General features: G+C 35.8%; 16 protein-coding genes. 3 read left to right on the top strand and 13 right to left on the bottom strand.

The window, feature by feature from the left end:
• Positions 1-84 precede the first annotated feature (84 nt).
• Complete coding sequence (locus CPHY_RS20965; protein ID WP_012201043.1) at positions 85-2,148, bottom strand: FMN-binding protein; 2,064 nt, start codon at positions 2,146-2,148, stop codon at positions 85-87.
• A 387-nt stretch (positions 2,149-2,535) separates the two neighbouring features.
• Here CPHY_RS20965 and CPHY_RS15740 point away from each other — a divergent pair, with 387 nt between their 5' ends.
• Positions 2,536-3,681 carry an FAD:protein FMN transferase gene (locus CPHY_RS15740; protein WP_012201044.1) on the top strand — a complete coding sequence of 382 codons (1,146 nt, stop codon included), beginning with the start codon at positions 2,536-2,538 and terminating at the stop codon, positions 3,679-3,681.
• A gap of 245 nt (positions 3,682-3,926) precedes the next feature.
• Here CPHY_RS15740 and CPHY_RS15745 read toward each other — a convergent pair whose 3' ends face one another.
• From CPHY_RS15745 to CPHY_RS15765, 5 genes are all read right to left on the bottom strand, one after another.
• Positions 3,927-5,204, bottom strand: coding sequence for an adenylosuccinate synthase (locus tag CPHY_RS15745; RefSeq protein WP_012201045.1), 1,278 nt, complete (start codon positions 5,202-5,204; stop codon positions 3,927-3,929).
• A 226-nt stretch (positions 5,205-5,430) separates the two neighbouring features.
• Positions 5,431-5,877 carry a dUTP diphosphatase gene (gene dut, locus CPHY_RS15750; protein WP_012201046.1) on the bottom strand — a complete coding sequence of 149 codons (447 nt, stop codon included), beginning with the start codon at positions 5,875-5,877 and terminating at the stop codon, positions 5,431-5,433.
• Between the two features lie 199 nt (positions 5,878-6,076).
• Complete coding sequence (locus CPHY_RS15755) at positions 6,077-7,483, bottom strand: aminopeptidase (RefSeq protein WP_012201047.1); 1,407 nt, start codon at positions 7,481-7,483, stop codon at positions 6,077-6,079.
• Between the two features lie 155 nt (positions 7,484-7,638).
• Positions 7,639-8,544 (bottom strand): LysR family transcriptional regulator, encoded by a 906-nt coding sequence (locus CPHY_RS15760; RefSeq protein ID WP_012201048.1) that lies wholly within the window; start codon positions 8,542-8,544, stop codon positions 7,639-7,641.
• A gap of 86 nt (positions 8,545-8,630) precedes the next feature.
• Complete coding sequence (locus CPHY_RS15765; protein ID WP_012201049.1) at positions 8,631-10,016, bottom strand: aldehyde dehydrogenase; 1,386 nt, start codon at positions 10,014-10,016, stop codon at positions 8,631-8,633.
• 244 nt (positions 10,017-10,260) lie between these two features.
• Here CPHY_RS15765 and CPHY_RS15770 point away from each other — a divergent pair, with 244 nt between their 5' ends.
• Positions 10,261-10,710 carry a YaiI/YqxD family protein gene (locus CPHY_RS15770; protein ID WP_012201050.1) on the top strand — a complete coding sequence of 150 codons (450 nt, stop codon included), beginning with the start codon at positions 10,261-10,263 and terminating at the stop codon, positions 10,708-10,710.
• Positions 10,711-10,868: 158 nt separating this feature from the next.
• Here the strand turns inward: CPHY_RS15770 and purB are convergent, their stop codons facing one another.
• The 6 genes from purB to nrdG form a co-directional block, all read right to left on the bottom strand.
• Positions 10,869-12,302: an adenylosuccinate lyase gene (gene purB / locus CPHY_RS15775; protein WP_012201051.1), complete on the bottom strand. Its 1,434-nt coding sequence runs from the start codon at positions 12,300-12,302 to the stop codon at positions 10,869-10,871.
• A gap of 94 nt (positions 12,303-12,396) precedes the next feature.
• Positions 12,397-13,833, bottom strand: coding sequence for an amidophosphoribosyltransferase (gene purF / locus CPHY_RS15780; RefSeq protein WP_012201052.1), 1,437 nt, complete (start codon positions 13,831-13,833; stop codon positions 12,397-12,399).
• Between the two features lie 108 nt (positions 13,834-13,941).
• Complete coding sequence (purC, locus tag CPHY_RS15785) at positions 13,942-14,649, bottom strand: phosphoribosylaminoimidazolesuccinocarboxamide synthase (RefSeq protein ID WP_012201053.1); 708 nt, start codon at positions 14,647-14,649, stop codon at positions 13,942-13,944.
• A 370-nt stretch (positions 14,650-15,019) separates the two neighbouring features.
• Positions 15,020-15,610, bottom strand: a complete 591-nt coding sequence (locus tag CPHY_RS15790) for a DUF1653 domain-containing protein (RefSeq protein WP_085953466.1) — start codon at positions 15,608-15,610, stop codon at positions 15,020-15,022.
• A 106-nt stretch (positions 15,611-15,716) separates the two neighbouring features.
• Entirely contained in the window at positions 15,717-16,697 is a 981-nt protein-coding gene (locus CPHY_RS15795) for a hypothetical protein (RefSeq protein WP_012201055.1), read from the bottom strand.
• Positions 16,690-17,223, bottom strand: a complete 534-nt coding sequence (nrdG, locus tag CPHY_RS15800; protein WP_012201056.1) for an anaerobic ribonucleoside-triphosphate reductase activating protein — start codon at positions 17,221-17,223, stop codon at positions 16,690-16,692. Before nrdG ends, CPHY_RS15795 begins: the two co-directional genes overlap by 8 nt.
• 564 nt (positions 17,224-17,787) lie before the next feature.
• Between nrdG and CPHY_RS15805 the strand changes: the two genes are divergently transcribed.
• Complete coding sequence (locus CPHY_RS15805; protein WP_012201057.1) at positions 17,788-18,795, top strand: MerR family transcriptional regulator; 1,008 nt, start codon at positions 17,788-17,790, stop codon at positions 18,793-18,795.
• A 648-nt stretch (positions 18,796-19,443) separates the two neighbouring features.
• Here CPHY_RS15805 and nrdD read toward each other — a convergent pair.
• Entirely contained in the window at positions 19,444-21,570 is a 2,127-nt protein-coding gene (gene nrdD / locus CPHY_RS15815) for an anaerobic ribonucleoside-triphosphate reductase (protein WP_012201058.1), read from the bottom strand.
• Between the last annotated feature and the right edge of the window lie 175 nt (positions 21,571-21,745).

The raw sequence follows: 21,745 nt of genomic DNA on the forward strand, positions 1-21,745 counted from the left end.
CCGGCACTTGAGACAGAGCCAAAAGAGCGTCACCAAAATACTCTAACGTTATTTGGTGACGCTCCTATTCTAATATTTTATTAATTACTCATTTACATAATGAACAAGATAATCATACGCATTGTTAATTGCCGCTAAGATTGCCTTTGTAGTTATAGTAGCACCAGAAATACCATCGACTTTAGTGCCATCCACTACTTCTGGTTCTGGTTCTTCTTCTTTTTCAGGTTGTTCTGGTTCTGCTTCACCTGCAGCCTTACGAAGTGCTTGTTCTACCTGGTTTACAAATTCCGAAATATCAATACTTACGGTTGCAACAACATCAGTCTTTCCATTCTCATCTAAGATAAGTCCGTCTGTTCCTTGATGTTCAATAACGTATTGTGCAAGTGCCTGAGCCTGCTCAAACCATGTTGCACCTTTTTCTGTCATTACATACTCGCCGTTTTGTGACTGAATACTCTTAAGGTTTCCATTCGCATCTTCACAATCCCAAACTACATCTGTAACTTTACCACCAGCTACTATTAAGGTTAATTTGCTTACATAACCGTTGTGTGCTTCAGGCGCTTCGATTTCGTATTTACCATCATTTAATTTAACTTCTTCTTTCACACCGGCAGCCTCGCGAATTGCTTCTTCTACCTGAGCTACAAATTCATTGATAGAAATACTTACCGTAGCAACTACGTCTGTCTTTCCATTTTCATCAAGAGTAAGACCAGCTGTTCCCTGATTTGCAATAACATATTGTGCAAGAGCCTGAGCTTGCTCATACCAGGTTGCTCCATCCGCTGTCATTACATACTCACCGTTTTGTGACTGTATGCTCTTTAAGTTGCCATTCGCATCTTCGCAGTCCCAAACAACATCCGTAATCTTACCGCCAGCTACTGTTAAGCTTAATTTGCTTACATAACCGTTGCTTGCTTCAGCTGCTTCAATATTATAAGTTCCATTATTTAATACAACAGGTTGAGCCGCTGCCTGACGAAGACAATCTTCTACCTGATCTACAAATTCCGAAATGGCAATACTAACACTTGCTACAACATCTGTCTTTCCACTCTCATCAAGAGTAAGACCAGTTGTTCCTTGTTTCTCAATAACATACTTTGCTAGATCCTGAGCCTGCTCATACCATGTTGGACCATCTTTTGTCATAACATATTCGCCATTTTGAGATAGAACACTCTTTAAGTTTCCATTTGCATCAGCACAATCCCATATTACGTCTGTAATCTTGCCACCAGCAACAGTTAGTTCCACACTACTTGTATAGCCATTGTAAGCTTCTGTTGCTACTTTTTTATATGTTCCATCTTTTAGTACCTGCACATTAGATGCAAGAGTTAAACACTCTTCCACTTGTGCCACGAAATCGCTGATAGAAATACTTACACTTGCTACAGCGTCAGTTTTACCACCTTCATCTATTGTAAGTCCTGTTAATCCTTGATGTTCAATAACATACTGAGCTAAAGCTTCCGCTTGTTCTGCCCAGTTCGGACCCTTTTCTGTCATCACATATTCGCCATTTATTGCTTGAACGCTCTTTAAATTTCCATTCGCATCAACACAATCCCAAACTACTTCAGTAATTAATCCACCAGCTATTGTCATTGATAATTGGCTGGTATAACCATTGCTTGCTTCTTTTGCTTCTACTTTATATTTTCCATCTTTTAATGTAGAAGAAGTTGTGGTCATAGTTGTAACTTCTTTCACTTTAGAAGAAGCAGAAGTTAAACTAACACCTGGAATGTAGATTGGTAGCTTAGCACCCTTAAATTGATCTAAGAATTCTGGCTGTGTCATCTTTGCGCCATAGTCATCGCTCTCAGAATGGGACACCACTACGATTCCTGTAATCGTATCCTTTTCCGCATTAAAACTGATTGCTAACTCCATTGGAGTTTTACCGAAACCTTTGGATTCTACATTCACTGTATAACCGGTAATAGTTCCTGATTTATCCTTTAATACTTGAACCTGTTTAATACCCATGTCGGTTCCTTCTTGAACAATGGATATGGTTCCTTCTGGTCCTTTGTTCAGATTGTTCTTCACAACAACAGCGGTAATTAGCGCTGCAGCAGTTATTCCTGCTAGTGCCGTAACGGCAATCCATCTCTTACTCTTTCTCATAGATACATCCTCCACCAAAAATATGTCTATTGATTTTCTAAGCAACGTTTGCAAAAGGGTTACCCCCCCTCCTGCATCTTCCGAGCCATAAATGATAACTCTCCAAGTTATGATAGAGTATCACCTTGTTAATATAATAACATATAAATGGCAATGCGTAAATACTATATTTTTTGGATTTTTTTGTATATTTCTTATTTTTTTACCTTGTTTTGACCAAAAATATGCTAGTTATTTCTATATATTAGGCTGCGTTTTCCATTTCATTAATCTTATTATAAGAAATTGTAAAAAAATCCGGTATTAAATTATAGAAAATTTTTGCTAACCTTGACATTCTTCGAACAATCCCTTACAATAAATTTACTATTTTTAAGGAGTTTTTTTATGAGAAAATACCATATGATTAATATAATAAAACATAAAAACCAAAAATCAGATCTTAACAATAATTCAAATCAAAATAAGGGCTTTTTTACAAAACGTACAATTAAGTTTTTAACACTAATCACTCTCAGTACCGTGATGTTAACTTTCAATGCTTGTGCCAAAAAAACACCCTCAAAAGATTCGCCAGAACCTACTCCTACCATAGCGGAAAAGGAAGGTACTACTCCTATCTCGAAAAGTTCCTTTAAGTTAAATACTGTCGTGTCCATTACTTTATATGACAGTGAAGATGAGAGGATTATTGATGAAGCTTTTCAATTATGCGATTATTATGAAAACCTATTAAGCAGAACGAAGAAAGAAAGCGAAATCTATCAACTAAATGAAAAAGCTCATAATAGTTATACGGTTTCCGATGAAACCAAAGAGCTCTTAACAAAAGGATTCCTTTACAGTCAACTTTCTGATGGAGCTTTTGATTTAACGCTAGAACCACTCACAAGTCTCTGGAATTTCGGTTCAAGCGAGGAACGTCTTCCAAGTCCGGATGAAATTAAGGAAGCGTTAACTCATATTGGATATCAGTACTTAAAATTAGATGGCAACACGATTACTTTTGAGAAAGATGGTATGGGGATTGATTTAGGAGCCATCGCAAAAGGTTACATCGCTGATAAAATAAAAGAATTTTTAGTTTCTAAAGGTGTCAATAGCGCTATTATTAATTTAGGCGGTAACATTTTGTGTGTTGGTGAGAAGCCAGATGGTTCTGCCTTTAAGGTAGGAATTCAAAAACCATTTAAAGATCGTAACGAAACAATTGCAGTGATAGAAATTCGTGACCTAACAGTTGTGTCATCCGGTATCTATGAGCGTTTCTTTACCGTTGACGGCAAGAATTATCATCACATATTAAATCCATCCACTGGATATCCTTATGAAAATGATCTTACTTCAGTAACTATAGTTACGAAAGAATCTGTGGACGGTGATGCATTAAGTACCACTTGTTTTGCACTAGGCCTAGAGAAGGGAATGAAATTGATTGAATCATTACCTGATACCTATGCTGTATTCATAACATCGGATTATGAACTACATTACACCAAAGGTTTCAAAGAAAATATAAAGATTGTAGAGTAGTAAGAATTACATTTGTAATTAGCTTTAATTATAACAATAAGGGACTTAAACGGTTTCATTTCTTTTCCGTTTTAAGTCCCTTTTTCATACAGCTTTTATGCCATTTTAGTTAATTCTTGTTTCATTCATACCTTATTCTTAATTTATCTAATACTTACAAGAATACTATTATCCTCTTAGGTGGAAGCATACCACTTTTATTCAATAAGTAAAAGCATCCTCCGCGAACTTTTCCTTGTCATGAATTATTTTCTACGAATAATGTCATCACGTTCAGGACCATTGGAAATTAAGGTAACAGGTACTTCAAGCTCTTTTTCAATAAATTCAATGTACTTTCTGCAGTTTTCTGGGAGTTCTTCATACGTTTTAATTCCATCGATATCACATTCCCACCCTGGAAGTACTTCGTATACTGGTTTTGCTTTCTTAAGTTTTACTGTAGTAGGGAAATCTTTCGTTACTACTCCATCAATTTCATAACCAACACAAACTGGTAACTCTTTTAAATAACCAAGAACATCTAATACTGTTAACGCTACCTCGGTTGCCCCCTGCATTCTACATCCATATCTACTTGCTACTGCATCAAACCATCCCATACGCCTTGGTCTTCCTGTGGTTGCACCGTATTCGCCACAATCACCACCACGTTTTCTTAATTCGTCTGCCTCTTCACCGAAGATTTCACTAACAAATTCACCGGCACCAACCGCAGAAGAATATGCTTTTACAACTGTGACGATCTCTTTTATTTCATATGGTGGAATTCCAGCACCAATTGCACCATATGCTGCTAAAGTAGAGGAGGATGTTACCATTGGGTAGATACCAAAGTCAGGATCTTTTAAGGCTCCAAGCTGTCCCTCTAATAAGATATTCTTATCTTCCTTTATTGCTTCATGTAAATAAGCAGAAACATCTGCTACATAAGGAGTAACCATATTCCGATATTCAATTAATGTCTGATAAAGCTCATTCTTATCAATTAATGGCTTGTGATACATATGCTCTAACATGATATTTTTCATCTCACAGACACGTTCTACTTTTTCTTTAAGCTCTTCTTCATCAAATAATTCAGATACTTGAAAACCTATCTTTGCATATTTATCAGAATAAAATGGAGCAATACCGGACTTTGTGGAACCAAAAGATTTTCCACCAAGTCTTTCTTCTTCATATTGATCAAACAGAATATGATAAGGCATCATAATCTGGGTACGATCAGAAACTAATATCTTAGGCATTGGAACACCTTGATCAACAATTGATTTTATTTCTTCTAAAAGGTAAGGAATATTCAAAGCAACTCCGTTTCCGATGATGCAAGTCGTATGATCATAAAATACTCCAGAAGGAAGTAAGTGAAGAGCAAACTTACCATACTGATTAATAATGGTATGTCCTGCATTACTACCGCCTTGATAACGAACGATAATGTCAGATTCTTCACCTAGCATATCTGTTATCTTACCTTTTCCTTCATCTCCCCAGTTAGCACCAACAATTGCTTTAACCATAATAATGTCCTCCTTAAGATAAACTACAACACAAATTCTGTTACAGATTTTAATAGAAATTCATATGAAATTGCAACGTAATTTCTTCTAAATAAAAAAAGCATTGTAACAGATTTGCTACAATGCCCTATTACTTAAGTAGTATACCGTAGGATATTACATAAGTAAAATCAATGTTTATTATATTTCATATAAGTCATAACTATACATTTTTTAACTTTTATACTTACTTTGTCCCTGTACTACCGAATCCGCCATCACCACGTACTGTATCTGATAGCTCCTCAACTTCTGTAAAATCAACCGATAGATAAGGAATTACCACAAGTTGTGCAATACGTTCATGATTTGCAATCGTTTGAACTATATCGGTATCATTATGAAGTGCAATGATATATTCGCCACGATAGTCACTATCCGCGACACCAACGCAGTTTGCAGGACGTAATCCGTTCTTTGCAGCAATTCCGCTTCGCGCGAATATGCCACCAAAGTATCCGGATGGAATTTCAATTGCTAACCCTGTACCTATTTTGACAGTTTCATGTGGTTTTATTTCACAAGCATCCGTGTCTAGGCACGCATATAAATCATATCCTGCTGCCTCTACGCTGCCCCTTGTTGGCAACATTGCATTCTCTTTTACTTTTTTTATCTTAATTGTTACTGACATAGAAACTCCATTCTAACTCTATCATTTTTATTGAAACCATGCCTTCTCAGTAGGCTAGAAATTCTCTTCACTCTTGTAAATATGCCTGCTCAGTAGGCTAGAAGTTTGTGCCGAGGATTACGCAGGCACAAACTTCCAGTGTGAAGTTTTAGAATTTCTTAGGCAGCGTCTTTTGGTGCCTTAGAAATTCTCTTCACAATTACATCTCACGAAGGAAAGCCTCATAGCCTCTCATTGCTTCATAGATATCAGCTTTACTTGTAATTTCCCATGGAGCATGCATATTTAATACTGCTACACCACTATCGATTACTTCCATATTGTACTGAGCCATAATGTAAGCGATTGTTCCACCGCCACCTTGGTCTACTTTACCAAGCTCTGAGGTTTGGAAGTTAACGTCGTGTTTTTCCATAGCTGCACGTAAAGCTGCAATAAACTCTGGATTTGCATCGTTACAACCAGATTTTCCTCTTGCTCCTGTGTATTTGTTAAATACAATACCTCTTCCGAAATATGCAGAGTTTTTCTTTTCCATAACGGATGGATAGTTAGGATCAAATGCTGCACTTACGTCAGAAGAAAGCATATGAGAATTCTGGAACGCTCTTCTTAATTTAAGTTCAGAATATTCACCCATCTTATCCATTAATTCTGCAACTGCATTTTCAAAGAATTTGGAATGCATACCAGTTGCACCGATACTACCAACCTCTTCTTTATCAACTAATAAGCAAACTGCAGTACGGTCTATTTTATCAAGTTCAAATAACGCTTTCATAGAAGTGTAAGAACAAACTCTATCGTCTTGACCATATCCCATTACCATGCTTCGATCAATACCAAAGTCACGTGCTTTACCAGCAGGAACAACTTCTAACTCAGCGGATAAGAAATCTGCCTCTTCAATGTCATAAAACTCTTTTAACAGTTTAAGCATATTCCCTTTTACTGCTTCTTTTTCTTCACCTTTTAATGGCTGGCTACCGATAAGAACATTTAGGTCTTCTCCTTCTACTACCTTAGCAGCCTTCTTTTCCATCTGTTCTGCGGACAGATGAACTAGTAAATCAGTAATACCAACTACTGGATCACTGTCTTTTTCACCAATTACGATGTTTACTTTTGTTCCATCCTTCTTTACAACAACACCATGGATAGCAAGTGGTAAGGTTACCCACTGATATTTCTTAATCCCACCATAGTAGTGAGTATCAAATAATGCCATTTCTGTATCTTCATACAATGGAACCTGCTTTAAGTCGATACGTGGAGAGTCGATATGAGCTCCAAGTAACTTCATACCTTTTTCTAAAGGCTCACTACCAATTAAGAATAATGCAACCGCTTTATCCATGTTATTAAAGTAAACTTTATCACCAGACTTAACTTTTGTTAAAGTCATCAAATCTTTGTAGCCTTCTTTTTCAGCCTGACGAATCACTTCTAGTGCACATTCACGCTCTGTCTTACAATCAGAGATAAATTCTTTATAACCTTCACTTAATTTCTGAACTTTTTTTACATCTGCATCCGTATACTTTAACCAAGCATTCTTGTTGGATTCGTTATTTTTTAAATTCTCAACACTTTTTTTCTCTTTCATTTTCTTATCCTTTCTGGTGTCTATTTCGTAATATTATCAGAAACCTGTTTCACCTAGCTTACCCAAAACAAGTATCAAGTAAAAGTACACTTCGTGAACTTTTACTTTGAAGAATTACAACCTAGATTCTTATCTTAGTATGTCCTTGGTAAATGCTATATTTCATTATACTGACTTTCCTTTAGTAATGCAAGGAGCTTCCTTGAAGCAGTGGATAATGCAAACCTTTGATTTTCAACGACACAAAAATGTCTGCTTGGAATATGTGTCTTTAATCTCACCTCAAATAATTCACCTTGTTTCATTAATTCCGTTGCAAAATCCTCCACCACTAATCCAATTCCTAGACTTCTTTTAGCAAACTGCACTATCATATCACTCGTTGCTAATTCAAACTCCGGAGATAAAACAACGCCATGGGAACTTAAGTACTCATCTACATATCGTCTCGTACTAGTATCATTCTCTAAGCATATAACAGGTAGACCTGCAAGCTCTTCATAATCCATGGTTTGATCCCGTAGATAATCGAATCGTTTTCCAGCCACAAAGATATCTTTGATTTCTTTGACCTTAAATACACTATAATCCTCTGATAAAGAAAATGGCTCACTTACAATACCAAAATCTATTTGCCCATCCTTTAGGAGTGCAAGTGTCTCTGGGGTAGGACCGTTGGTTACAGTCACCTTTATCTTAGGGTATTGGATATGAAATTCTTCTAGATACGGTAGCAAATAGTATTGTAACGTCATATCCGAAGCTCCAATTCTAATTTCCCCAGATTCAAGATTTAGCATCCGTTCTAAACGCTCTTCTCCTTTTACGATAAGTTCATACCCTTCTCTAACGCACTGGTACAAAACCTCTCCTTCTTTGGTTAAGCGCATTCCTTTTGCCACTCGAATAAAAAGTTGACAGTTAAGAACAGATTCTAATTGCTTTATTGCCTGACTGACTGCAGGCTGCGAGATGCATACCCGTTTGGCAGCTAAAGAAATACTACCTTCTTTGGCAACATAGTAAAATATTTTATAGTATTCCAGATTGGCTTTTGCCATAAGTCCCCCTTCCTACCAACAGGCTGTAAATTTGGGCTCAGCACAAATTTACTATTGAAAAATCTTAGATTTTTCAATTTTCTCCTCTATTTTAAGAATTTACGAATCATTTTCAAATTCTTCTCTGTATATGGATGGTATCTCATCGGAAGATCAAGCCAATTTGCTTTTTTCACAATGCTCTTAGTATGACTAAACGTGCGAAAACTTTCAAATCCATGATAACTTCCCATACCACTAGCACCAACACCACCAAATCCCATATAAGGTGTTGCAAGATGAATAATGGTATCGTTGACACATCCACCACCAAAAGAAACGTGCTTTAATACTTTCTTTTCTATCTGTACATTCGTTGTAAATAAATAGCATGCCAATGGCTTTTCGTGTGCTGTGACATACTCTATTACTTCCTCTATTGTCTTATAGCTAAGTACAGGGAGAATCGGTCCAAAAATTTCTTCTTGCATTATATTGGAATCCGTTGATACACTTTTTAGTACCGTAGGTTCAATCTTTCTTATATTATCCTGTCCTTTTCCACCGATGACAATATCTTCTCCCTCAAGAAGGGAAAGTAATCTATGATAATGATGTTCATTAATAATTTTCGGAAGATTTTCATTCTTTAAAGGTTCTTCACCAAAGAATTTGTGTACCCACAACCCTAATTTCTTAAAAAATTCCTCTTCCACTTCTTTCTGAACGAAAACATAATCAGGTGCAACACATGTCTGACCAGCATTGAGATACTTTCCAAAAGCAACACGCTTTGCAGCAAGATTGATATCTGCTGATTTCTCAATAATACAAGGGCTCTTACCTCCAAGCTCTAATGACACTGGAGTTAGGAATTGAGCTGCTGCTTCCATAACAATCTTTCCGACTTCGACACCACCGGTAAAGAAGATATAATCAAATCTCGTAGCCAGTAATCCCTGATTCTCTTTTCTACCGCCTTCAATTACCGTAACGTACTCCTTTGGAAAGCAAGCACGTATTAAGGTATTGATTACTTTAGACGTTTCTGCTGCATATGCGGACGGCTTTAATACTGCACAGTTTCCTGCTGTAATAGCACCAATTAATGGTTCTATGCATAATTGAAATGGATAATTCCAAGGAGACATAATTAGTACAACACCATATGGTTCCGATATGGTAAAACTCTTTGAAGGAAATTGCGCAAGTGGAGTTTTAACACTCTTTGGTTTGGACCACTTTTTCACATGTGCGATACAATGACGGATTTCATCAAGTACCATACCGATTTCTGTCATATAAGATTCAAAACTTGATTTATTTAGGTCTTTCTTTAAAGCCTCCATTATTTCTGCTTCTCGATTTTTAATCTCGGACTGAAGTTTCTTTAGTGCTTGAATTCGAAAATCCACTTGTTTGGTCTTGCCAGTACGAAAGAATTCTCTTTGGTTTGTTACAAGTTTTTGATACCCTGTTTCTATCTCACTCATCACTACCTCCTAACACCACAGTAAAGCTATGGTTTCTTTTCATAAATCTAGCTCTAAGTTTTCAATAAATTTTGCTATCTAGTTTATTCAATGCAAAATTAATTACTCATGTTGTCTACTCTATCATCGTATATTATACTATATAGGAAGAAAGGTTAAAAGGAATTTTATTTTCCCTACTTATTAAGAAAATATGTTGAGTTGGGGATAATAATACTAAATGAAATCGTAATTAGGAGGTGCTATGAAAATTGTAGTAGATGCGGATGCATGCCCAGTGAAAGGAATCATCGAACGACTGGCAAAGGAGCATCAGATTGAAGTTATCATGTTCATTGATACTAGTCATGAACTATACTCAGACTATAGTAAAATAATTACGGTGAGTAAAGCACCCGATGCTGTTGATTTTGCATTATTAAATCAAACGAGTCCAAATGATATTGTAGTTACGCAGGATTATGGAGTTGCAGCCATGGCACTTGGTAAGAAGGCAAAAGCCTTGCATCCAAGTGGTAAGATTTTTACAAATGATAACATTAATCAAATGCTATTTGAACGCCATATCGCAAAAGAGCAACGGCGTCATGGGAAGCAAAATCTCCATAGTAAGAATAATAAAAAACGGACTACAGGGGATGACATCCATTTTGAATCTTCCTTAAATGAATTGTTAAAGTCTATTTCAAGCTGACCGCAGGAATGGTTTCCACAACCTTCCTGCTAAATCAGCATGTAAAGATCCTTTCTAGTACTTTAGGTGATAAAGTGCATCATGTATAAAATTTACATAAAAAATCACCACCCAGTAGCTTATAATACTGCCACTGAGTGGTTCATTACTGTATATGTTTATACATTAATTTCTGCCTTAAATCCAAGTAACTCGTTGTTCTCTTCAAGGATTGGGCGTATCACTGATTCTATAAATTCTTCGGTCTGCTCTTTTGCTCTTCCAGTATATCTAGATGGTTCCATTACCTTCTTTAAATCCTCTAAGGTCATATTAAAGGCTGGATCAGCTGCAATTAATTCTAAAAGATTATTCTCTAATCCTAGTTCTTTCACATTACGGCCAGCTTCCATGCTTAGAGTACGAATTCTTTCGTGTAGCTCTTGGCGGTCTCCACCCGCTTTTACAGCATCCATCATGATGTTTTCTGTCGCCATGAACGGAAGCTCTGACATTAAGCGTTTTTCAATTACCTTTGGATAAACTACCAAGCCATCCACTACATTCATATATAAATCAAGAATACTATCGATTGCAAGAAATGCTTCTGGTACACTTAATCGTTTATTTGCAGAATCATCTAAGGTTCTTTCAAACCACTGTGTAGCGGAAGTAATCGCTGGATTTAGTGCATCCACCATCACATAACGAGCGAGAGAGGCGATACGCTCACTTCTCATAGGATTTCTCTTATATGCCATTGCAGAGGATCCAATCTGATTCTTCTCAAATGGTTCTTCAATTTCCTTTAAGTGTTGAAGTAAACGAATATCATTGCTAAACTTATGAGCGCTTGCTGCAATTCCTGCAAGTACATTCAAAACTCTGGTATCCACTTTTCTTGAATAAGTCTGACCGGATACAGCAAAACACTCCTCAAAGCCCATCTTTTTCGCAATCAAGGCATCTAATTTCTTTATCTTCTCATGATCACCATCAAATAATTCTAAAAAGCTTGCTTGAGTCCCTGTAGTTCCTTTGGAACCAAGTAATTTCATACAAGATAGTGCATGCTCAAGATCTTCCAAATCAAGAGCCAACTCTTGTAGCCATAGAGTTGCTCTTTTTCCTACGGTCGTTGGTTGTGCTGGTTGGAAATGGGTAAAAGCAAGTGTTGGAAGATCACGATATTTCATAGCAAATTTTGAAAGTTCTTCCATGACACAAATCAACTTCTTCTTAACAAGTTTTAAGCCTTCTGTCATTACAATAATATCGGTATTATCACCAACATAGCAAGAAGTTGCACCAAGGTGAATTATCCCTTTTGCATTGGGACATTGAACGCCATATGCATACACATGTGACATTACATCATGGCGAACCAAACGTTCTCTTTCTTTCGCCACTTCATAATTAATATCATCCTGATGTGCTTTTAACTCTTCTACCTGTTCACTTGTCACTGGTAGCCCAAGCTCATGTTCAGCCTCTGCTAAGGCAATCCAAAGTTTTCTCCAAGTACGAAATTTCATATCTGGTGAAAAGGTATATTGCATTTCCTTACTTGCATAACGTTCTGACAACGGACTTACATAGTTATCTTGACTCATTGTAACCCAACCTTTCCTATCACTTGTTTTCATCATTATTTTTCTATCAATATTCTTTAATCATTACTCTTCTTTCATTATCAGTAAAAAACATTTACAATTCATATTCTCCACGAATATCTTCCGTCGGAGGTTCAATTGGATAATGCCCCGAAAAGCAAGCATCACAATATCCCAAATCCCCATCAATTAATTCACTAAGACGATTTACTGATAAATATCCTAAAGAATCCGCATCGATAATTTTACAAATCTGTTCTACCGTATTATTATGCGCAATTAATTGATCGTCCGATGGCACATCGGTACCAAAATAACATGGATATAAAAACGGAGGAGAGCTGATTCTAACATGAACCTCTGTTGCCCCTGCTGCCTTTAACATTCCGACAATTCGAGCGCAAGTAGTGCCACGTACCATTGAATCATCGATCATAACAACTCTTTTGCCTTTCACTGCTTCTGTGAGTACATTTAGTTTAATTCGTACACTAGACTCACGAATTGCTTGCTTTGGTTTAATGAAGGTTCGTCCAACATAACTATTCTTCACAAATGCCATGCCATACGGTATCCCTGTTTCCATCGCAAAGCCCATTGCAGCAGCATTACCGGAATCCGGAACCCCCACCACTAAATCAGCCTCCACAGGATGCTCCTGCGCTAAGATACGACCAGCCATAATTCTACTATTATAAACACTGATCTTATCAATCTTGCTATCTGGTCTTGCAAAATATATATATTCAAAAATACACTTAGCCATCTTTGGTTGGCACATCGATGTATCCGATAAAATTCCTTCTTTTGTAATCGTTACAATTTCACCTGGTAAAACATCGCGAATAAATGTTGCATTCACTGCATCAAGAGCACAACTCTCACTCGCAAGAATATACATATTCTCTTTCTTCCCGATACAAAGAGGTCGAAAACCAAAAGGATCTCTTGCCCCAATTAATTTTCTTGGACTCATTACAATCAGGGAATAAGAACCTTTAATCTTCATCATTGCATTCCTAACAGCACCTTCTACATTTGCTGTCTTTAATCGCTCCCTAGCTATATGATATGCAATAACCTCAGAATCAATCGTTGTTTGAAAGATTGCTCCTGTATATTCTAACTCTCTTCTTAACTCAGGTGCATTTATAATATTCCCATTATGGGCAAGTGCCAAAGTACCTTTTACATAATTTAATACAAGTGGCTGAGTATTTGCAATATTACTTGCTCCCGCAGTGGAATACCGAACATGACCAACACCGATGTCCCCACGAAGTGTCTCCAAGCCTTCCGGAGTAAAAACTTCATTCACTAGCCCCATACCCTTCATCGAGGAAACCCTGCCCTTAGGTCCTAGGGTATCACTAACCGCAATACCGCAGCTTTCCTGTCCACGATGCTGTAGGGCGAAAAGGCCGTAATAAATCGAATCAGCGACATCTTCACCAACCATATTATAGACGCCAAAAACGCCGCACTCTTCATGGATTTCTTCTGAAATCAAATCATTGATTCTATCTTCCATTGCCTTATCCTTTCTAATGCTAATCTGCTGTATTGCCGTGAAAATAAGTAACAAAAGGGGATGTCGCTTTTGTTAGCGTCAATCCCCCCTTTACATCATTGTAAAATATTATTCAATTCCAAGTCTTTTAAATACTTCCAGATAAGCATCCTCTACATTACCAAGGTCTCTGCGGAAACGATCCTTGTCTAATTTTTCATGGGTCTTTATATCCCATAAGCGACAAGTATCTGGAGAAATCTCATCGGCAAGAATAATCTGATCATGATATCTACCAAATTCAATCTTAAAATCAATCAACTCAATGCCAATACCTTCAAAATACTTTATCATTACTTCATTTACTTTATATGCATACGTAGAAATCGTATCAATCTCTTCCTGTGTTGCAAGTCCAAGTGCCTTTGCGTAAGAAGAATTAATCATTGGATCACCAAGTGAATCGTCTTTATAGGAAAATTCCAAAGTAGGACATAATAATTTTCGGCCCTCTTCTATTCCTAACTTCTTCGCAAAGCTTCCTGCGGATACGTTACGGATAATAACTTCAAGTGGAACAATCTGAACTTTCTTTACAGCGGTCTCTCTATCACTTAACTCTTCAATATAATGAGTTGGCACGCCTTCTTTTTCTAACTGTTTCATTATGTAGTTAGACATTCTATTATTAATAACGCCTTTACCTACAATAGTTCCTCTCTTCTCACCGTTGAATGCGGTTGCATCATCTTTATAATCTACGATTAATACATCCTCAACGTCGGTTTTGTACACTTTCTTGGCTTTACCTTCATAAAGTTGTTCTAACTTTTTCATGTTAATTATCCTCCTTGTGCAAACACCTTACCCTGCGTTCTTGGCAACCATTTTTTTGCTGTTGCAATTTAATTATATCGTAGCGAAAAAATAAGGCAAGCGCTTTTTCACACTTTAAGGCCCCGTAACATAATTTCGGTTAAATGTACAAAAAGACAGTAGTTTTTTTGATACTTTCTGTATATTAATTTTTAATTTTTTGCAGTAAAATCAACGCTTATAAGCATCATTAATGTCATTTATCATTACTGTTAATAGACTGATTTTTTGACTTTAGAAATGTCATTTTAAAAGCCCTTTTTCAGTTTTTATCAATCCAAAATAATATATCTTAGCTGAATAATAAAGTATCGAAATGCATCAAAATTTATTATCTAAGTCGTCGATTTTCATATTTTGCCATCACATGTAACTTATTTTTTACTATATCAATACGCTGTTCAATACTTCCTTCATTGACTGGCAAATCGAGAGCAATCTCAATATTCCCCATTGTCCGTTCATCAATGCTCTTTCTCATGCTATATAAGATTTCAAGTTTCTCATCACAATCTTTTGCATCAAGAAATGCCATTAAATCAAGATTTGCTTCCGGGTGTAGTTCATCCTTTTTTAAACCTTCTGTAGCTTTTGTTTGTTCTCCCTTAACCGCATGATTTAAAATCTCGTCATCTTTTAATTGTTGTACTGCTACATCTTGATCTTGAGCATCCATAGCTCCAGCTTTACTCATCGCATCCATATTCTTATTCTGTCTATTCTCGTTACTGAGTTCTTCTCGTGAGATTGGGGTAAAACGATATTTCAACGAAACATTAGGATATTTCTCATGATCCACCTCGCTAAGAAACATAGAAAGAGGCCTTGCAAATGTCTTAAAATCGCCATAAAGTGCTTGATAAATCACAAGCTCTTCCCCTGTTTCGGAATGCTTGGCTACCGTAATAATTTGATATAACATTCCTTTAAAATGTTGATATAATTGTCCTGGCCGTGGTATATTTTGTTCCAAAATTTAAGCCTCCTTTTTATTAACACTAAGTTAATCATCTTCACTTATCACAAACCTATTTCCGATAAGCGAGATAATACTCTGCATAATCTTTTGTTATAAGTCTTGCATTCACCATCTGTCTTATATACAAATGAAATTCATCATTACTAATATTGGCTTCTGAAAGCTGTTGTAACAGCTTTTTGATTCTTACCTTAAATTCAGAGACCGTAATAACACCGTCTCTAAGCATAATACTAAGTAAGTATGCTTTCTCAAAATATGGATTATGCATACCCGGATCGGCAAATCTGCCCTCATAACTTAAGTCTAATTTTAACATATCCATTATAGTTCTTATGGAGGTATTCGTTACTTTAATATCTGGTGAAAGTACGTACAGATTTTTTCGATAAACCTTTCTTCCTTCTTTCGAATCCTCATAAAGAGTTGGTAAATAAGAGGAGAAAACCATTTTGAGAAAGGATGGTTTTTGAAATCCTTCGTAATCAAGTAGAGGATCTGCTAGCACTCCTTTTTCATAGATTATCTTAGTAACCTTAGATAATGGAATTGTTATCTTTCTCGTTTCTTCTTCAAATAGTAAAAGATTTAGATTTCCTCTATCTGACCAGATATAAGCAGGACATTGTCTAACTTTTTCACTTTGACAATGATCAATTATAATAGGTTTATGATCTTTATTTACCTTATATTTAATAAAGACACCTTTTACAGTTTCTTCATCATATTTTCCAAATATATTTTCTTCTATCTCTTCCTCTAAGTGTTCATTAGAAATATCATCACTTAAAGCATGTTCTTCTCGTGTTTTTTTTATAATTTGTTTCCCTGTTTTATGAAACGAAAGTGAGGTAATAAAAAGAAAAGCAACAAGAAAGCAAAATATTGCACTCATTCCCCACAGCGGTGACTTTTTGGCAACTGTAAATCCCACACTAACACTACCGAATGATAACAACAATATTGTTGCTAGAATATATCCCTTTGTCTTTTTATTTCCATACCTTAATCCGTTCCAAATTTTATTCATTCAAGGCTCCATCCCACAAAATAATATTTTCTGACTGAAGCGATTCTTTCACCAAAATAACTCTTTGGTTTTCAGAACCTCGGAAACGAAGATTGATATTTTTCTTTTCTTCCTCAAATTTTCCATCCACCAACACATCAAGGTAAGATAACAACTCTCTGGTCTCTTCATGTTCCACAGCCATCTTACCTAATATATCGGCATCTAAAAGATATCCGCTATAGCACCAGATATTTTTTGTTGGATACATTTCTTTTACTCTTCGTAATAATGGAAGAAGCCCAAGCTGATTCGTAAATTCTAACGGTTCCCCTCCAAGTAAAGATAGTCCGGCAATATAATCCGGTTTTAATAAGGTAATAATATGTTCGATCACTTCTTCCGTGAATGGCTCTCCATAATGAAAGTCCCATGCAACTTCATTAAAGCACCCCTTACAGTGATGGGTACAACCGCTTACAAACAAAGAGACTCTTACTCCTGGACCGTTTGCCACGTCAAATGGCTTAATAGTAGCATAATTCATGATGTCACCTACCCAAATATAATCATTTTTTATTTTCAAGACTAAACTAATGTTATAGAATTAAATTTACAGTACCATAATACAACTTTATAATGAAATAGAAAATATCCCAAAACATTGATAAGAACCCAACTATGTTCCATATGAATTATGTTCTGTGCATCTTGATTGATACTAACTCTAAACATAGCCCTTACTGGCTTATAACTGCAATACATCTTTTAAACTTTAAAACAGTCACTAAGAAATATTGTATGGCTTTTATAAATTTAATATAATAAACATAACATGCTTCCTATTTACGATACAAAAGCACATTTTTATTATGCAACATCAATACTTGGGTTGCAAGATTTTTAATTGAAACAAACTCTTCCTGGCTATTATTTTTTTGTTTTGTAATTGACTTTGACGTCGTGTCGTACTTTATAATCCCTAGTAAGAGAGTGGAAAGAATAAAATGATAAATCTTTAAATCAATACGTTTGCGTTTGCCCTGTAACACAAACTTGATAAGCAAAGTAAAACACATGCATACATGCGTGCACAGGAATGAGGTTAGCGATGGAAGAACTTAAAACAATTACACAAGTAACAAAAGCATTTGGCGTTTCGACAAGGATGCTTCGCTACTATGAACAAATAGGATTATTGCAAAGTCAGCGTATGGACGGCTATTCCTATAGAGTATACAGCGAAGAATCCTGTCTACGGCTTAATCAGATTATCATTTTACGCAAATTGCGCATACCTCTAAAGCAAATAGGTATATTACTTAATGATAGTAATACAGCGCATGCCATCGAGGTGTTCCTAGAAAATATCCATGAGCTGGATGAAGAAATCGATTCTTTATCAACGATTCGGAATATTCTTAAAAGATTTGTGGATGAACTGCGTTCTAAATCCGGAGTTAATTTAAAATCTGATTTACTGAATGATATTACCTTGCTGTCAATGATTTCTCCTCTCTCTTTATCAAAGATTAATTTTAAGGAGGAAAACACAATGGAAGATTTAAACAAAGCAAGTGAGCAATTAAGCAAACTAAGAGACCGAGATGTACGAATCGTATATCTTCCGCCTGCAACTGTAGCAACTTATCAGTATGAAGGTGATGAACCTGAAATGCATGTCAATCAGGTAATTGATCAGTTTGTACGAGACAATGATTTAATACATAAAAAAACTGACTTAAGACATTTTGGATTTAATTCCCCATGTCCTGTGGATGGAACCGAATATCATGGTTATGAGATGTGGATTACTGTCCCTGATGACATAGTAATTCCTGAACCACTGACTAAAAAGCACTTTGAAGGCGGTTTATATGCTGCGTATATGATTCCTTTCGGAGCATTTGAGGAATGGGGACGCTTAAATGAATGGGTACAAAACAGCAGCTTATATGAGTACAATGGAAATTGGGACTCTAATAATATGTTTGGCTGGCTTGAAGAGCATTTGAATTACATAAATCATGTTATGTTAGAAAATTCCGAGCCGGAAGGCTTACAGCTCGATTTGTTAATACCTATTAAGGAAAGAAACTCTGAGTTAAGTTCTAAATAAACCCTATATCGTTCTCTAGGTCTTTACCACAGAATTGCGGTTGTTTATCCGATTTAAATGCTTTTTCGAAGTATACTAGTTTTAAATTCACCAATATTATCAAGTATAATAAATACAACTTATTTAAAACTATTAGTGACGGATTAAATTTAGTTAACTACGAAAATTATTTTGAAATTACTCCTTAGAAAGGATATATTATATGAGGATAAGAAAAACAATCGTAATTATAACAATATTTTGTTTGGTGTTCTTTTTAAGTAGCACTAATCAACTAACAAGTGAGGCTAAAACAAACCGTACAGATATTTCTAAAGAACAGTATATACGTACTTTACAGTTAATATTTCATCCTTATATCCAAGATGAAGTTCATAATCGTTACGGTGATTATGCTTATGTTGAGTTGGTTCATAATTATTAATTTCTTATATGGATTATTAGTCAAAAAGAGTGTCAGAAGTGTAATATACATTCATCTGACACTCTGCTAATGATAACATTTGAAAACAAATTTTTTTTGTTTTTATTGATATTTCTAATTATTCAACAAATATCATATCGAAAATTTCTTATGCTCGCTCATTCTTTATAAATAATGCATTCTAATTATGCAATAGTTTTTAATTTCATAACTGTATACCGACTTTAAATATGAAGTACTCTCGCATTAATTTCTTTTGTTTTTCCCTTATTCCAGAAATTTTCCCCTAAATAACCACAGGTTCTACGAGTTACATTCATCTTTGCATGGTCTTTATTTCCGCAATTTGGGCACTCCCATTCAAAATCCTCATTAATTTTAATCTCACCATCAAAACCACAAACATGGCAATAATCTGATTTTGTATTAAATTCTGCATATTGAATGTTATCATAGATAAATTTCACTATTTCTTCTAATGCTTCCAGGTTGTGGCGCATATTTGGAACTTCTATATAAGAAATTGCACCGCCGCTGGAGATTACCTGAAACTGGCTCTCGAAAGTGAATTTGCTAAATGCATCGATATCTTCACGTACATCCACATGATAGGAGTTTGTATAATAACCTTTGTCTGTAATGTCCTTAATGTCACCAAAACGCTCTTTATCAATTCTTGCAAAACGATAGCAAAGAGATTCTGCAGGTGTTCCATATAATCCAAAACCTATTCCGGTTTCTTTCTTCCAGGTATCCGCTGCATCTTTGAGGCGATTCATAATACGAAGTGCAAATTCGGTTCCTTCCTTCTGTGTATGGCTTACCCCTTTCATAAGCTTCGTTACTTCATATAAGCCAATATATCCTAAAGAAATGGTAGAATAACCGTTATGCAACAACTTATCGATAGTCTCTCCCTTTTTCAGTCTAGCGATCGCACCATACTGCCAATGGATTGGGCTAACATCAGAGATCGTACCTTCTAATGCTCTATGTCTGCACATAAGTGCTTCAAAACAAAGTGCTAAACGTTCCTCTAAAAGCTGCCAGAATATTTCCTCATCACCATTTGCAATAATACCAATCTGAGGTAGATTTAAGCTAACTACACCTTGATTAAAACGTCCTTCGAATTTATAATCTCCATTTTCATCCTTCCATGGAGATAAGAAACTACGGCATCCCATACAAGAGAATACATTTCCTTCGTAATTCTCACGCATTTTCTTAGCGGAGATATAGTCTGGATAGAGACGCTTTGCGGAGCATTTTACAGCAAGCTTTGTAATATAGTCGTATTTACCGCCTTTTAAACAGTTATGTTCATCCAGTACATAGATTAACTTTGGGAAAGCAGGAGTAATATAAACTCCCTTTTCATTCTTAATTCCTTCTAAACGCTGACGAAGAATTTCTTCTATAATCATTGCATTTTCTTCAATATACTCATCATCTTTATCAAGGTTTAAGAATAGCGTAACAAATGGAGACTGGCCATTTGTGGTCATCAAAGTATTAATCTGATACTGAATTGTCTGAACACCGGAACGAAGTTCATCCTGTACTCTTTCTTGTACAAATTTCTCAATTACTTCTTCACTAGCTTCTCCATTAAATAAAGATTCATAGCGCTTTCTATATTTGTCCATACTGTGGCGAAGATACTTTCCTAAATGACGAATGTCTACAGACTGTCCACCATACTGACTACTTGCTACAGCAGAAATAATTTGTGTCATAACGGTACAAGCAACCTGAAAACTCTTTGGAGATTCAATCAGCTTTGCATTCATTACCGTACCATTTTCAAGCATATCCTTTATATTAATCAAACAGCAGTTAAATATGGACTGAAGGAAATAATCCGCATCATGAAAATGTAGGATCCCTTCCTCATGAGCTTTTGTAATCTTTTCTGGTAATAACAAACGTTTTGTTAAATCCTTCGATACCTCACCTGCGATTAAGTCACGTTGTGTGGAGGCAATGACAGCATTTTTATTCGAGTTTTCCTCCATAACATCTTCATTACTATGTCTGATTAAACTCATGATGGACTCGTCTGTCGTATTCGCTTTTCTTACTAACTCTCTGCGAAAACGATAGATAATGTAGGTTTTTGCTAATACAAACTTACGCTCTGCCATTAATTTTTGCTCAATCATATCTTGAATTTCTTCAACATACATCGTATCCTTCTTAAGATGTTCAATCCCTAGAATAATCGCTTCAATCTTGTCCTCGGTGATCTTTTCTTTAGGATCCACCTCATCGTTTGCTTTGCGAATTGCAACTAAAATCTTATTTCTGTCATAATCCGTTACCCTACCATCACGCTTAACTACCTTCATATAACCTATCCTTTCTTGTTTCTAAAATTTTTGTCTTAGGTATACCCCCAAAATGATTGCCCCTTATTTTCCACCCTAAGAGGGATGGTAATAAGAGGCTCTTATAAATAAGTTATTCTTCTTTTAAAGTGCAACGAAAGAAATTTTAAAATATATTATCTTATAAATATAATAG

It is taken from the genome of Lachnoclostridium phytofermentans ISDg, assembly GCF_000018685.1.
GTDB lineage: Bacteria > Bacillota > Clostridia > Lachnospirales > Lachnospiraceae > Lachnoclostridium > Lachnoclostridium phytofermentans.

Coding starts and splice junctions, on each gene's coding strand:
- CPHY_RS15760 (WP_012201048.1), bottom strand. CDS start 8,544: ATGGCAAAAGCCAATCTGGAATACTATAAAATATTTTACTATGTTGCC.
- purC (WP_012201053.1), bottom strand. CDS start 14,649: ATGAAAAAGTTAGAACAACTTTATGAAGGTAAAGCCAAGAAAGTGTAC.
- CPHY_RS15740 (WP_012201044.1), top strand. CDS start 2,536: ATGAGAAAATACCATATGATTAATATAATAAAACATAAAAACCAAAAA.
- purB (WP_012201051.1), bottom strand. CDS start 12,302: ATGAGTCAAGATAACTATGTAAGTCCGTTGTCAGAACGTTATGCAAGT.
- CPHY_RS15770 (WP_012201050.1), top strand. CDS start 10,261: ATGAAAATTGTAGTAGATGCGGATGCATGCCCAGTGAAAGGAATCATC.
- CPHY_RS15790 (WP_085953466.1), bottom strand. CDS start 15,610: ATGTTATATCAAATTATTACGGTAGCCAAGCATTCCGAAACAGGGGAA.
- CPHY_RS15805 (WP_012201057.1), top strand. CDS start 17,788: ATGGAAGAACTTAAAACAATTACACAAGTAACAAAAGCATTTGGCGTT.
- CPHY_RS15765 (WP_012201049.1), bottom strand. CDS start 10,016: ATGAGTGAGATAGAAACAGGGTATCAAAAACTTGTAACAAACCAAAGA.
- CPHY_RS15755 (WP_012201047.1), bottom strand. CDS start 7,483: ATGAAAGAGAAAAAAAGTGTTGAGAATTTAAAAAATAACGAATCCAAC.
- purF (WP_012201052.1), bottom strand. CDS start 13,833: ATGGAAGATAGAATCAATGATTTGATTTCAGAAGAAATCCATGAAGAG.
- CPHY_RS20965 (WP_012201043.1), bottom strand. CDS start 2,148: ATGAGAAAGAGTAAGAGATGGATTGCCGTTACGGCACTAGCAGGAATA.
- nrdD (WP_012201058.1), bottom strand. CDS start 21,570: ATGAAGGTAGTTAAGCGTGATGGTAGGGTAACGGATTATGACAGAAAT.
- CPHY_RS15795 (WP_012201055.1), bottom strand. CDS start 16,697: ATGAATAAAATTTGGAACGGATTAAGGTATGGAAATAAAAAGACAAAG.
- nrdG (WP_012201056.1), bottom strand. CDS start 17,223: ATGAATTATGCTACTATTAAGCCATTTGACGTGGCAAACGGTCCAGGA.
- CPHY_RS15745 (WP_012201045.1), bottom strand. CDS start 5,204: ATGGTTAAAGCAATTGTTGGTGCTAACTGGGGAGATGAAGGAAAAGGT.
- dut (WP_012201046.1), bottom strand. CDS start 5,877: ATGTCAGTAACAATTAAGATAAAAAAAGTAAAAGAGAATGCAATGTTG.